The organism is Ensifer adhaerens, assembly GCF_028993555.1.
Classification (GTDB): domain Bacteria; phylum Pseudomonadota; class Alphaproteobacteria; order Rhizobiales; family Rhizobiaceae; genus Ensifer; species Ensifer adhaerens_I.
In genome coordinates this window covers 248,459-261,257 of record NZ_CP118611.1, presented here as the reverse complement: position 1 = coordinate 261,257, position 12,799 = coordinate 248,459, and the positions used below count along the sequence as shown (strand labels likewise).

Annotated in this window: 12 protein-coding genes; 11 read left to right on the top strand and 1 reads right to left on the bottom strand. The window is 60.0% G+C overall.

Annotation, left to right across the window (positions count from 1 at the left end; all coding sequences use genetic code 11):
* Window positions 1-155 precede the first annotated feature (155 nt).
* The 11 genes from PWG15_RS21585 to PWG15_RS21535 all read left to right on the top strand — a co-directional run bounded on the left by PWG15_RS21585 (window position 156) and on the right by PWG15_RS21535 (window position 10,052).
* Window positions 156-1,220: an extracellular solute-binding protein gene (locus tag PWG15_RS21585; protein WP_275026029.1), complete on the top strand. Its 1,065-nt coding sequence runs from the start codon at window positions 156-158 to the stop codon at window positions 1,218-1,220.
* Between the two features lie 278 nt (window positions 1,221-1,498).
* Window positions 1,499-2,515 (top strand): ABC transporter ATP-binding protein, encoded by a 1,017-nt coding sequence (locus tag PWG15_RS21580; protein ID WP_425536822.1) that lies wholly within the window; start codon window positions 1,499-1,501, stop codon window positions 2,513-2,515.
* Between the two features lie 3 nt (window positions 2,516-2,518).
* Window positions 2,519-3,409, top strand: a complete 891-nt coding sequence (locus PWG15_RS21575; RefSeq protein ID WP_275026027.1) for an ABC transporter permease — start codon at window positions 2,519-2,521, stop codon at window positions 3,407-3,409.
* 14 nt (window positions 3,410-3,423) lie between these two features.
* Window positions 3,424-4,215 (top strand): ABC transporter permease, encoded by a 792-nt coding sequence (locus PWG15_RS21570; RefSeq protein WP_275026026.1) that lies wholly within the window; start codon window positions 3,424-3,426, stop codon window positions 4,213-4,215.
* A 26-nt stretch (window positions 4,216-4,241) separates the two neighbouring features.
* Window positions 4,242-4,976, top strand: coding sequence for an HpcH/HpaI aldolase family protein (locus tag PWG15_RS21565; RefSeq protein ID WP_275026025.1), 735 nt, complete (start codon window positions 4,242-4,244; stop codon window positions 4,974-4,976).
* A gap of 27 nt (window positions 4,977-5,003) precedes the next feature.
* Window positions 5,004-5,825 carry a carbon-nitrogen hydrolase family protein gene (locus PWG15_RS21560; protein ID WP_275026024.1) on the top strand — a complete coding sequence of 274 codons (822 nt, stop codon included), beginning with the start codon at window positions 5,004-5,006 and terminating at the stop codon, window positions 5,823-5,825.
* A 12-nt stretch (window positions 5,826-5,837) separates the two neighbouring features.
* Entirely contained in the window at window positions 5,838-6,503 is a 666-nt protein-coding gene (locus PWG15_RS21555) for an RraA family protein (protein ID WP_275026023.1), read from the top strand.
* Between the two features lie 206 nt (window positions 6,504-6,709).
* The gene (locus PWG15_RS21550; RefSeq protein WP_275026022.1) at window positions 6,710-7,627 is read left to right on the top strand and encodes a LysR family transcriptional regulator; all 918 of its coding nucleotides are present in this window, start codon (window positions 6,710-6,712) and stop codon (window positions 7,625-7,627) included.
* Window positions 7,628-7,884: 257 nt separating this feature from the next.
* Complete coding sequence (gene nuoH / locus PWG15_RS21545; RefSeq protein WP_275026021.1) at window positions 7,885-8,871, top strand: NADH-quinone oxidoreductase subunit NuoH; 987 nt, start codon at window positions 7,885-7,887, stop codon at window positions 8,869-8,871.
* 132 nt (window positions 8,872-9,003) lie between these two features.
* Window positions 9,004-9,570: an NADH-quinone oxidoreductase subunit I gene (locus PWG15_RS21540; protein WP_275026020.1), complete on the top strand. Its 567-nt coding sequence runs from the start codon at window positions 9,004-9,006 to the stop codon at window positions 9,568-9,570.
* Window positions 9,571-9,611: 41 nt separating this feature from the next.
* On the top strand, window positions 9,612-10,052 hold the full coding sequence (locus tag PWG15_RS21535; protein ID WP_275026019.1) for a CBS domain-containing protein: 441 nt from the start codon (window positions 9,612-9,614) through the stop codon (window positions 10,050-10,052).
* A gap of 158 nt (window positions 10,053-10,210) precedes the next feature.
* On the opposite strand, the gene nuoG is transcribed toward PWG15_RS21535, so the two are convergent.
* Window positions 10,211-12,778, bottom strand: coding sequence for an NADH-quinone oxidoreductase subunit NuoG (gene nuoG, locus PWG15_RS21530; RefSeq protein WP_275026018.1), 2,568 nt, complete (start codon window positions 12,776-12,778; stop codon window positions 10,211-10,213).
* Window positions 12,779-12,799 lie beyond the last annotated feature (21 nt).

Below are 12,799 nucleotides of genomic sequence, written 5' to 3'. Positions count from 1 at the left end.
CAGAAGCTAGAACAAACTATCCGCGGACAGCGACGCCGGCCTCAAAAAGAATTCTTGAACAATCGATAGAATTTAGTCGTTGGACCCCTTTCGGAGGGCTGCATATCGTCTCGTCAACAACAAGCAAGGCCTAAAGGCGAAAGGGGAATACCGATATGAAACGCATTTCCATGAAAGTCCTTTCCGCTACGCTTTTCGCAGCGACTATGCTGTCGGGAGCTTATGCAAGCGCCGCGGAAATCACCGTTATGGGCTACCGCGGTCCTTTTGAAGAAAACTACATGAAGGCGGTCGTTCAGCCCTTCATGCAGGCCCACCCCGATATCAAAGTAAACTACTATGGTGTCCAGAACGCCGCCACCTCTCTCGGCAATATGCGTGCACAACGCGACGCGCCTCAGGTCAATGCGGTCATCTATGACCTGTCTGTCGCCAAGATCGCCAAGGAGGAGGGTCTTGTTGCCGACCTCGACACGTCAAAGGTCCCGAATTATGCCGACGTCGACGATATCGGCAAGGATCTTGGGGGGGCTGCAATTCCCCTTACCTACGATACACTGACGCTGATCTACAACAGCAAGACATTCCCGACGGCGCCAACCAGCTGGGAAACTCTCTGGGATGAAAAGCAGGACGGAAAAGTCGTTCTGCCGGCGCAAGGTGGTGGCGATATCCAGGCGATCCTTCTGACGATCATCGCCAATCGCCTCGCAGGCGAAGAAGACTACAAGGAAACGATCGACCCCGGTGTCGACAAGCTGGTCGAGCTCGCACCGCGCGTACAGACGTGGGAGCCGAAGCCCGACGCCTACACGCTCGTGGCCAACGGCACGGCTACGGTCTCGATCGGCTGGAACGCTCGCTCTCAGTTCTATTTCGACCAGACCGAAGGCCGTGTGAGCTCCGTCGGCCCAACTGAAGGTACTGCCTCACAGATCAACGTGATCAGTGCAATCGCAAACGCGTCCGAAGCTGAAGCGACGCAGACCTTCATAAACTACGCCATCGGTCCGGAAGCGCAGGCGGCCTTTGCCAAAGCCATGTTCTACGCGCCAACCAATAAAAAAGCCGAGGTGGATGAAGCCACCGCCAAGCGCATTCCGATGTTGGACCCGGCCCAACGCGAAAAACTCATCGCGGTCGACTGGATGACGATCGGCGAAATGCGCGAAGATATCCTGCAGCCCTGGCGCCGCAAGATAATTCCCGCCGGCCGCTAAGGGTTGGCATCCGGGTCGGATCGGGCTCGGAACCAAGCGATCTCATTTGACAGGTCGCCCCTGCTGCAGGCGCCATTGACGCTTGACCGCGCACGCGCGCCGTCGTGACGGGAATGGCTTCCCGTCACCTACGCCGACCTCAATCCGCACATGGTGATGATATGCACACTCAAGAACTGCGCCGCGATGCACAGGACGACGAACCTGTTGCCGCTTCCGCCGACGACCGGACGTTTCTCAAGCTCAAGGGCGTCACCAAGCGCTACGGCGTCGATTACATGGCCGTCGACGATCTCGACATCGACGTGCCAAAGGGCAAGCTGCTCGGCCTCCTCGGGCCGTCCGGTTGCGGCAAGTCCACGACGCTGCGCATGATCGCCGGCCTGCTTGACATAACCAAGGGCAACATCTCGGTCGACGGCGACGATATCTCTCACGAACCGCCGCACAAGCGCGATATCGGCCTGGTTTTCCAGAACTACGCACTCTTTCCGCACATGACCGTGGCGCAAAACGTCGCCTTTGGCCTGGAGATGCGTGGCGTTTCGCGCCGCGAGGCACGCCACCGCGTTGAGGAAGCGCTGGAAATGGTAAGGTTGCCCGGTTTTGGCGACCGCAAGCCGAAGGAAATGTCTGGCGGGCAACAGCAGCGCGTAGCGCTTGCCCGGGCCCTGGTTATCCGTCCGCGCCTTCTCCTTCTGGACGAGCCGCTTTCCAACCTCGACGCCAAGTTGCGCGACGACATGCGCATCGAGATCCGCGAAATCCAGCAGCGCTTGCAGATCACCACCGTCTTCGTCACCCACGACCAAGTGGAAGCGCTGACCATGTGCGACCTCGTCGGCGTCATGCATCGCGGCAAGCTCGCCCAGCTCGGCACGCCGGAAGATATCTACGAGCGCCCGGCCGACCTTTTCGTCGCCGATTTCGTCGGTCGTACCAACATTCTTGATTGCGAGATCGAAGCACTCGACCGCGTACGCATCGGCGCTTCCGTCTACCCCTGCAACACGCGCAATCTGACGTCAGGAAAAGCGAAAGCTGCCATCCGCCCTCATCGGATCAGCCTGACACCGAGCCGCGACCGCAGTCTTATCAGCATCGCCACCAACTCCACCCACGGCAGGGTGGTGCGGGTCACCTACATCGGTGACGTCGTGCAATACGACGTCGATATCGGCGGCAATGTGCTGACCACCGAAGTGCACACCGCAAGCGCCGGCCACAGTTTTCAGAACGGAGAAAAGCTTCTCTGTGAATGGAAACCGCAGGACATGCAGGTTTTCGGGAGCTGAACCATGGCAGCGATCACCTCATCCATAGCGATCGCCGATGCGCCTATCCGCCGGAAGAAGTTTCCCTTCCTGCTGATTGCGCTTCTTCTTCCGATGGCGGTCATCAACTTCATTGCCTTCATCCTGCCCGTCATCAGACTGGGCATGATCTCCTTCATCGAAAGCCGAAGCGGCGGCGTACTGACCAACAACTACACGCTCGAAAACTACGCCAATTTCTTTACCGACAGTTTCAGCTTCGAACTGGTTGCCAACTCGCTTTTGCTCGGTTTCGGCGTGACGCTGATCACGCTGTGCTGCGCCTATCCGATCGCGTTGTTCCTGCATCGCGTTTCACCGAAATGGCGCAATATGCTCTTCGTCATCACCGTGTCTCCGCTGCTCGTCAGCAGCGTCGTGCGCACCTATGGCTGGATGGTCATTCTTGGCGACCAGGGCGTCGTCAACGGCATTCTGATGTCGTCCGGCGTCATCGACAGTCCGCTGCGCTTGACCAACAACACGCTTGGGGTCTTCATCGGCATGGTCGAAGTCCTCATCCCCTACATGGCGTTGTCGTTGATCGCCGGTTTCGGCCGCCTGGAGAATGTCTACGAGGAAGCTGCAGCCTCGCTCGGCGCCAATAGCTGGACGCGTTTCCGTCGCGTGATCCTGCCGCTGACGGCGCCCGGCATCGCGCTTGGCTGCCTGCTCTGCTTCGTGCTTTCCATCAGCTCGTTCATCACCCCGAAGCTCCTGGGGGGTGGCCGGGTCTTCCTGCTCGCGACCGAGATCTACGACCAGGCCGTCATCCAGCTCGAATGGCCGACCGCCGCGGCAATCTCCGTCATCGTGCTCATCATCTTCGGCCTTGCGCTTGCGGTCTATTCCCGCGTCGTCAAGCGCTTCGACTAAGGGGTAACACTGACATGATCGGCCAAATGAGCACAACCTTCCGGCTACTCGTCGCCTGCATCTATCTCTTCCTGCTTGCACCCATCCTGATTGTGCTGCCGCTGTCCTTCAGCAACGACAGTTACATCACTTTTCCGCCGGAGAGTTGGGGGTTTCGCTGGTATGGGGCGATGTTCGCCCATAGCGGCTTCATCAATGCGCTGGGGATCAGCCTTACGATCGCCGTCACGGTCACCGTGCTTAGCCTTGCGGCCGGCGTCCCTGCTGCCTTTGCCATCCGCCGCCGGCGTTTCGTCGGCCGCGAATTGCTCCTGAACCTGTTCACGGCACCGCTGCTCTTGCCCTCGATCGTGCTTGGTCTCGCCATTCTTCTGGTCTTCGTCCAGGCACGTCTGCTCGGCACTTACACTGGGCTCATCATAGCCCACCTGATCATCACCACGCCTTACGTGATCCGCATCATGCTCACGGCGTTTTCCACCCTGCCACCATCGGTGGAGGATGCAGCCACCATGCTGGGCGCTGCACCGTTCACCGTCGTGCGCCGCATCACTTTGCCTCTGATGATGCCGGGCTTCATTGCAAGTGCCGCCCTCTCCTTCCTGCTGTCCTTCGACGAAGTTGTCATCTCTCTGTTCATCACCGGACCACGTCTGCGGACCCTGCCGGTTGAGATATTCGACTATGTCGAAAGCCAGACAGACCCCATGACAGCCGCCGTGTCCGTGGTCCTCGTCGCCGCTACCCTTCTCATCATTTTCGTCATCGAACGCACGCTCGGCCTTTCCAGGACCATCGGCAAGTAACGACTTTTGAAATGGAGACTACTGAAATGGACAATATCGCGCTCTGGATGTCGCAGCCGCATTTCGGCTTCCTGGAAATCGCAAAGACCTGCGGCGTCAGCCAGCTGGTCATCGAACTCGAGCACGGCACCTTCGATCTCGCAACGCTCGACCAGTTTCTGGCCTTTTCCAAATCCCTTGGCATCCCGACGCTGACCAAGGTGATTGCGCCGACCACCGAGGCCATCCAGCAGGCGCTGGATTTCGGCTCAGACGGCGTGATCCTTCCGCACATTCTCGGTGTTGACCACGCCCATGAGGTCACCAAGGCGGCGAAATATCCGCTGCTCGGCATCCGATCCTACGCCGGGGGCCGCGTGTTCGGCTACGCCCGCCCGTCATCAGACGCCTTCGAAAAAGAAAACAGGCGCACCAGGTGCTACGCCATGATCGAGACGGCAGAGAGCCTTGCCGATGTGGAAAAGATCATCGCGCTCGACACGGTCGACGGCCTCTTCCCGGGCCCGTCCGATCTGGCACTTGCCCGTGGCCGCGGCGCCTACGCCTTCAACGACGAGGATCGCCAGGATCTCTCCCGGATCGCCAAAGCGGCCCGTGTGGCCGGCAAGACCTGGATCATGCCCGCCTGGACGCCGGCGGAACGCACTTTCGCGCTCGAGGAAGGTGCCGAATTGCTGGTCGTCGCCACCCAAAACATGGCGCTGCGCGCCGGCATCATGTCCACCATCAACGCACTCAAGCAGGAAAAGGTCGTCGCCTGATCGCGGCCGACAGTCGGAGAAAAAGCCATGAAAATCAGCCTTATCCAAACCAACCCGCAGAATGACCGGGTTGCCAACCTGAAGATCGCCCGCGACCTGATGGCCGAAGCGATGAAGACCGATCAGCCGGACCTCATCGTGCTGCCGGAATATTTCGAAGTCTACGGTACCACGACCGAAGAGAAACTGGCGCTGGCAGAACCGGCCGGGGGCGCCGCCTACACGATGGCGCAGGATTTCGCACGCGAGAACAAGGTCTTTGTCCATGCCGGCACGATCATGGAAAAAGTCGAGGGCGAGAACCGCATCTACAACACCTCCTTCGTGTTCGACCGCGAAGGCAAGGAAGTCGCCGCCTACCGCAAGATCCATATGTTCGACATCGTTGCGCCGGATGGCACCGCCTACAAGGAATCGGCCACCGTCAAGCCGGGTGAAGACATCGTCACCTATGAGATTGACGGTATGAAGATCGGGTGCGCCATCTGCTACGACATCCGTTTCTTCGAACTCTTCCTGCAACTCGAACGGGCCGGTTGCGACATCATCGTCCTGCCCGCTGCTTTCACGCTGCAGACCGGAAAGGACCATTGGGAGGTTCTGGCCCGCGCCCGCGCGATCGAGACCCAGACCTATTTCGTTGCGTGCGGCCAGACCGGCAGCGTGACCGTCAACGGGGAAAAGCGCGCCTGCTACGGACATTCGCTGGTCTGCGATCCCTGGGGGCACACGATCGCCCGCGCGTCCGATCCGGTCGGTTTTGTCACCGCGCGCATCGACGCCAAGGAGATCAAGCGCGTGCGCAACCTGATCCCCATGACCCAGCACCGGCGTCTTGCCTGCGCCTGAGGAGATATCACCATGTACGTCATCAAGGACATGCCGGAACAGATACCGCAGGATGACCTCGACGTCCTGAGCGGCGTTGAGACGGCAACCGTCGGCCACTGGCGCCTGCTCGGTTTCATGGACCGGCAGATCCAGCCGCTTCTTCCCGGCCGCCGCGTGGTCGGAACGGCCGTGACGCTGGCCATAGCCGGGCCGGATTCCACCCTTCTTCACCATGCCACCGGGCAATTGCGTCCAGGCGACATCCTGGTTGTCGATCGTTTGGGCGATGATAAATATGCGTGCTGGGGCGGCGGTGTCACTGTTGCCGCCAAGGCGGCGGGTGCGGTTGCCGGCATCGTCGACGGACCTTGCACCGACCTCACTGAAATTCAGGAATCTGACTTCCCGATGTGGTCGCGCGGCCTCTCGCCAATCACCACACGCCTCTACGATCTCGGAGGCGGCTTCAACATTCCGATCAGTTGCGGCGGCGCCGTCGTGATGCCCGGCGATGCCATCCTTGCCGATGAAAGCGGCGTGCTGGTCATTCCGCGCGATGAAGTCCGGGCCGTGTCAGAGGAGGCGCTGAAACGACAGGAATCGGGCAAGAAGCGTGAAGCCAGCGTTCGGGACAAGGTTCAGAAACTTGGCGAAATGACCGGAGCGAGCGCGAAGGTCCTGGCCAAGCTTGCCTGACACGATCCAGCCACCATGGTCCGGGCTCTTCTGTCCGGACCATTTTTGCCATGCGTGTGCAATCCTTGCCGGCCCGCCGTTGTCATATCGCCTTCACGGTGTAACGTGGCATCCGGGAATATAGTCTGTATAAAACAACAGCTTACGACAATTTATGCGTGAAATTCGCGAGAGCGGTCGTAATAATGGTGAGGCGCATTCACGCGATGAATATTCGATTCCTGGAAACGGTTGTGTGGTTGGCCGAGTTGCGCAGTTTTCGTGCCACTGCAGACCGCATGCACATCACGCCTGCGGCCATTTCAAACCGTATTTCGGCCATGGAACAGGAACTTGGCATCCGGCTTTTCGAACGCGATACGCGTGACGTTCACCTGACCCGCGAGGGACGTTCCTTCGTCTCGGGCGCGCGAGACATCATCGCACGCTACAATCGCCTGGTCAGCGATGTGGCGCCACCCGAGACGGTAGAGGGAACCGTACGCATCGGGCTCGTGCCAGCGATGGCCCTGGCCATACTGCCTGGGATCATGGGCACGCTTCGCCAGCGTTTTCCGCGCGTCCGTGTCGCGGTAACCACCGATGCATCGCAGACGATCCTGTCGAAGCTCGAAAAGAGAGAACTCGACATCATTCTCGGTTTCCACGGTTCGCAGATCGAGAAATACCGGATCGTTGACCTGTGTACATTCGGCATGTTCTGGATCGCCAACGGCGCCTTCCCGACTGACGACGAGGCAATCAGCCGGGCGGAACTGATGCTGAACCCAATCATCTCCTATGAAGTCGGAACCCAAGCCCACCGGCGCATGGTCGAGTACCTTCCGGCCAATTCCTTCGGTCAGGGCGTGGTACATTACTCCAACTCGCTTGCCACCACGATCAGCATGATCGCCGCGGGCATAGGCATCTCGGTCCTGCCGCCAATCGTTATCCAGAACGAATTGCGCCTTGGCACCCTAAAAGTGCTGAATGTGCGTCACCCTTTTCCGGCCACCGACTATTTCGCGGTCTATCTCGACACACCCTCGTCGCGACTGTCCCCGCTGATCGCATCGATCGCGTCTGATGTCGCCGCAGAATTCTGTTCCCTCTACGACAATGCACTCGCCGTTCACCGGTGAGGGTGAATTTACCACCAGCTGTGGAGGCAATTTTCGCGTTCAGACGCTGGCGTTTTCAGGGTTAATTCACTGCCAGGTTCGTTGCAGGCGACGTGGCGTGGTCCATCCGCAGTTCCGCACATAACGGGAGATGGTAGCTTGTCCACAACCGTCGTTTCGTGAGAAAATCGACAACGCTAGAAGTACCGAAGCGCTCAATGGGCAAGCGGGGCCATATAGGGTCGCGTTTCGGCCTGTTGGTTAGGTGGCCGCGAAACATGGAGCTTCTCGTCGCCCTTGGACTGATCGCCCTCAAGATCGCGTTGCTGATCGCAATGCTGCTTCTGCTGCCGTTGCCACTAACCTGGTTGGAGCGCAAGATTGCCGGGCATATGCAGCAGCGCATGGGGCCGATGCGCGTGGGGTGGCACGGACTATTGCAGCCCGTGGCGGACGGCATCAAGCTCTTGACGAAAGAGGATCATATCCCCGCGGAAGCAGACAGTTTCCTGTTTAAGCTTGCGCCAATCCTGGCGCTCGCTCCGCCCTTCATCGTGTTCGTCGCGATCCCCTTCGGCGAGACGGTCTCCGTGCTCAATGCAGAGATCACGCTCTATGTTTCCAACCTGAACGTGGCGTTGCTTTTCGTCTTCGCGGTAATCGGTCTGGAGGTCTACGGCGTCATATTCGGCGGCTGGGCCTCCAACAGCAAATACGCGGTTCTAGGTAGCCTGAGGACCTGCGCGCAGATGATCAGCTACGAAATCCCGATGGGGTTCGCAGTCGTCGGCGTGGTGATGCTCGCACAGTCGATGAGCCTCGTGGACATCGTGCGCGCCCAGAGCGATCTCTGGAACATCGTCTATCAACCGATCGGGTTCTTCGTCTTCTTCGTCGCGGGATTGGCCGAAGCACAGCGCATTCCCTTCGACCTGGCCGAGGCTGAAGGGGACCTCGGCGCCGGGTTCCACACCGAATACAGCGGTATCCGTTTCGCGTTCTTCATGGTCAGCGAATACGTCATCGTGCTCTTGGTATCGGTTCTTTCGGTCATCCTGTTTTTCGGCGGCTGGAACGGTATTCTGATTCCGCTGCCACCGCTTCTCTGGTTTGCGCTCAAGGTGGCATTCTTCATTTACGTGTTCATGTGGTTCCGCTTCACCTTGCCCCGCTATCGCTATGACCAACTGATGGCGATCGGATGGAAAGTCTTGCTTCCTCTGTCGATGGCGAACATAATTATCACTGGTATTGCTTTCACTTAGGAGCCGTGGCGGCTTCTCCACGTGCCTTCCGAGATCCGTGTCGATCTGGGGAAGATGCGTGCAGCAATCAAAGGGACTACAGCGACCCTCCCGCGTTGGAATAGACGCACACCGCTGTAGAACGGCGCGACGATGTCACGCGTACTCGACAGAGCTGGAACATGGATCGGCTGGGCGCTTTTTGCCGATCTGGCAAACGCCTTTGCGCTGACCTTTGGCTATATGTTCTCCAAGCCCGTCACCATGCAGTATCCGGACAAGGAGAAATGGCTCCCCTACTCGCGCTATCGCGGGCATCACTTCCTGAAACGGGACGAAGAGGGCGAAATCAAGTGCGTCGCGTGCGAACTTTGCGCGCGCATCTGCCCTTGCGATTGCATCGAAGTCGTCCCCTATGAGGACGAAAACGGCAACCGTCACCCGGCAAAATTCGAAATAGACACGGCCCGGTGCCTGTTCTGCGGCCTGTGCGAGGACGCCTGCCCGGCGGACGCCATCGCACTCGGCCAGCAGTATGAATTCTCGAGTTACTCGTCACGTGACCTGGTGATCGGACGTGACGATCTGCTTGGCAAACCTGGAAAGGCAATGACCGGCGGTGGCGTCGTCACCGCACGCCTGAAGACAGAACAGGACGTGCTGGTCGAGACAAACGATCCGCATGGGTACAACTGGTGGCGCAACATCCGGCGAACGTGAGGAGCAGCGATTGAACCGGCGCGCGCAGATAGGAGGGTGAAATGTTTGTCGGTGAAATCGTGAAGGACAAGGGTGCTGGAGTGATCGCAGTCGCTCCCGACCAGACGATGGTGGAGATCCTGCGGCTCTTTCGTGACAACAATATCGGTTTCGTGGTCGTCAGCCACGCGCCCGGAAGGTATCTCGGCACGCTGTCGGAGCGGGATTGCTGCAACGCGCTTGCGGAATACGGACCCGAGGCAGCACTGATGCCGGTTGCCGATATCATGAACCGCAACGTGGCCGTCTGTTCGGCTGTCGATGGGCTGCCCTTGGTGATGTCGATCATGACGCAGCGACGCACGCGCCATGTCCTGGTCATTGAGGACGAGGCCATTGTCGGCGTCGTCAGCATCGGCGACGTCGTCAAGCATCGGCTCGATGAGGCACAGCGCACCGAGCGACACCTACACGAATACATCGCTGGCGCCGGTTACCACTGATGAAGCTCACGCCGACCGGGTCGGGATCCTACAGCGCCGCGCGTCTTATCAGACGCGCAAAGGTCGCTGTAGCACTATGAATTGCTGCATGTTTTTGTCCTTCATCGGCTACCATTGAAGGAAACACGCAGTTGGCCCCGCGGGCGCGCGCCGCAGCCTCAAACTCCACGCCAGACCCGGTTCGCGCCCGCGGCTTGGTGGGTGGTCTGCGCTTTCTTAACATTGACGGGACACGGGTATTCGCCCCGCCGCATCAGGCTGTTGAGGCGCAGGGACCGATAGTTTTCGGGAACGAAGACGAGGCCCGTCGGAAACAACTTCTCGACCCTGAGCTGCGCCACCAGTTCACCGCGGGATGAAGTTACGACCACCTGGTCACCATCTGATATGCCAAGCTCTGCAGCATCTTCGGCGTTCATCGCGACATAGGGGTCGTTGGCGACCGTGTTCAGGATTTCCGAGCGCTCCGAAAGATAGCCGTTGTGGAACAGGCAGTTGCCGGTGATGAGCATCAGCCCGTCATGCGACTGCGAACCAGTTGGCGGGGGATAAAAGGCAACCGCCGATGGTGTCGGGTCTGCCTTCGTGAAGGCGCCGTCGGCGCCAAGTCCGGCCCAACTCAGTGCCTGATAGGCCGGCAGCAGCCGAGCGATCTCATCGAAAATCTCGACATGCGTCGAAGGCTGCAATGTTTGACCGCGCAAAGTCGCGACAAGATCGAAGATCGCAAGGTTGCCTCTCGCCTCGAAAACGGGTTCCCGGAACTTGCAGACCTGCTGGACGCGCCCCTCGTTGTTGGTGAAGCTGCCAGGCTCTTCGCCGTAGCCCGACGCCGGCAAGACAACGTCGGCGAGGCCTGCCGTCTCCGTAAGGAAACTGTCCTGCACGATCAGCAGATCGACGGAACCAAGGGCCCGGGCCATAAACTCCCTGTCCGGATAGGAGATTAGAGGGTCCGTCCCGACAAGGTAGAGCGCGCCCATTTGCCCAGCGATGCAGAGATCCAGCATCGCGTCGAGATTGGCACCCGGCTGATGTTGGATTTCGGCGCCCCAGTTCCGGGCAAGTGCGGCGCGCTTCTTATCGTCGGCCACCGCCTGCAGCCCTGGCAAGGCACCCGATACGGCCCCCATATCCCAGGCGCCCATTTGGTTGGCGCGGTCAAAGAGGATCTGCAATGCCGGGCTTTTGCCGAGGAGACGGAGAAGTTGCAGCAGGTTGCTGAGTTGCTGCAATGTCGCGCGCGCTTCAGAGGACCTCAGGAGGTCGACACTGACGAGCAGGGCGACCGTGCTAGCTTCGTCAAGCGCAGCGCCCAGACGATCCGGTTCGTCACCGCTCGCGGGCTTGGCGCCAATGGCTCCGAGTTCTGCAAGAGTGTTGCCCGATAGCCTCTCGCCGGCGGCCATAACAAGCCCGGTGACCACGGCCGCAATGCTCGTGGCCTCGCCGCCTGGCGGTATGCGAACCACAGCCTCCGCATCGGCGTCAAGACGGGAAGGCCGCGTCGCTAGCATGAGCAATCCGGTGCCGCGCCGCCGCGCCGCGTCCCGCAGCAGATATTCGGTAACCGGGTTTTCCTCGGTCACGTTGCCACCGATGACAAGCACGCAATCGACGCCGAGTACCTCCTTCAAAGGCGCACGACTGTAGCTCGCCATCAGCGGGGCAAGCGTATCGAAGGGGGTGGACCAGCGCGACGAACAGTCGATGTTGTTGGTCCGAAAGACCGTGCGCATGAGTTTCTGGAACTGATAAAGCACCTCGTTTGGCAGGCGCGGCGAGACAACGCCGCCAGCAGCCTTGCTTTCAACCGCCGTTAGCCGCCGGCGCAGATAGTCTCCAGCTTCGTCCCAGGAAACTGCAACCAAGGCGCCATCGCGACGGATCATCGGCCGCTTGACCCGATCATGCCCCTCGATGAAGTCGAGGCCGAACCGGCCACGCGCACAAAGCGTCTCGCGGTTGACGCCGTGCTCCTCCTTGGAGCGGACCCGCATGAACTCGCCCTTGCGGGCCCCGACGGTCAGCTGACATCCGGTGCCGCAGTGCGGGCAGACAGTATCGGTCTCGGCGAGATCCCAGGGCCGCGCCTTGTAGCGGTAGGGAAAGCTCATCAGCGCGCCGACCGGGCATACTTCGATGCAGTTGCCGCACTGGTCGCAACTGGCAAGACTACCCTCGAAGCCGGTGACGGCGGTATCCATGCCTTTCTCGACGGTGCCGAGCGCGACAGCGCCAACGACCTCCTCGCACATCCGCACGCAGCGCTGGCACTGGATGCAGCGGTTGACGTTCATGATCACGACCGGGCTCAGGCGAATGTCGCGAGAGTGAAACACGCGTTTGGGATCACGAAAGCGGCTCCTCCCCGGGCCATAGGCCATCACCATGTCCTGGAGTTCGCACTCGCCGCCCTTGTCGCAGATCGGACAGTCGAGAGGGTGGTTGGCGAGCAGCATGTCGAGCATGGACGAACGCGTTTCATCGATCAGCGTCGTGTTGGTCCGCACGACCATGCCGTCCGTGACCGCGGTGGCGCAGGACGGCTGCAACCGCCGCAGCCCCTCGATCTCGACGAGACACATGCGACAGGAGGCAAGCGGCGGCAGGCGCTTCAGGTAGCAGAAGGTCGGAACGTCGACACCCAATTGTCGCGCGGCCTGCAACACGCTAGAGCCCGCCTCGACTTCCAGAACTTGCCCGTTGATCGTAACGCTCACCATGACTTACTCGCCCGCGCCGGG

Excerpts from the sequence above, each read along its gene's own strand:
- PWG15_RS21585 (WP_275026029.1), top strand. The coding sequence starts at position 156 with ATGAAACGCATTTCCATGAAAGTCCTTTCCGCTACGCTTTTCGCAGCG.
- PWG15_RS21580 (WP_425536822.1), top strand. The coding sequence starts at position 1,499 with ATGGCCGTCGACGATCTCGACATCGACGTGCCAAAGGGCAAGCTGCTC.
- PWG15_RS21575 (WP_275026027.1), top strand. The coding sequence starts at position 2,519 with ATGGCAGCGATCACCTCATCCATAGCGATCGCCGATGCGCCTATCCGC.
- PWG15_RS21570 (WP_275026026.1), top strand. The coding sequence starts at position 3,424 with ATGATCGGCCAAATGAGCACAACCTTCCGGCTACTCGTCGCCTGCATC.
- PWG15_RS21565 (WP_275026025.1), top strand. The coding sequence starts at position 4,242 with ATGGACAATATCGCGCTCTGGATGTCGCAGCCGCATTTCGGCTTCCTG.
- PWG15_RS21560 (WP_275026024.1), top strand. The coding sequence starts at position 5,004 with ATGAAAATCAGCCTTATCCAAACCAACCCGCAGAATGACCGGGTTGCC.
- PWG15_RS21555 (WP_275026023.1), top strand. The coding sequence starts at position 5,838 with ATGTACGTCATCAAGGACATGCCGGAACAGATACCGCAGGATGACCTC.
- PWG15_RS21550 (WP_275026022.1), top strand. The coding sequence starts at position 6,710 with ATGAATATTCGATTCCTGGAAACGGTTGTGTGGTTGGCCGAGTTGCGC.
- nuoH (WP_275026021.1), top strand. The coding sequence starts at position 7,885 with ATGGAGCTTCTCGTCGCCCTTGGACTGATCGCCCTCAAGATCGCGTTG.
- PWG15_RS21540 (WP_275026020.1), top strand. The coding sequence starts at position 9,004 with ATGTCACGCGTACTCGACAGAGCTGGAACATGGATCGGCTGGGCGCTT.
- PWG15_RS21535 (WP_275026019.1), top strand. The coding sequence starts at position 9,612 with ATGTTTGTCGGTGAAATCGTGAAGGACAAGGGTGCTGGAGTGATCGCA.
- nuoG (WP_275026018.1), bottom strand. The coding sequence starts at position 12,778 with ATGGTGAGCGTTACGATCAACGGGCAAGTTCTGGAAGTCGAGGCGGGC.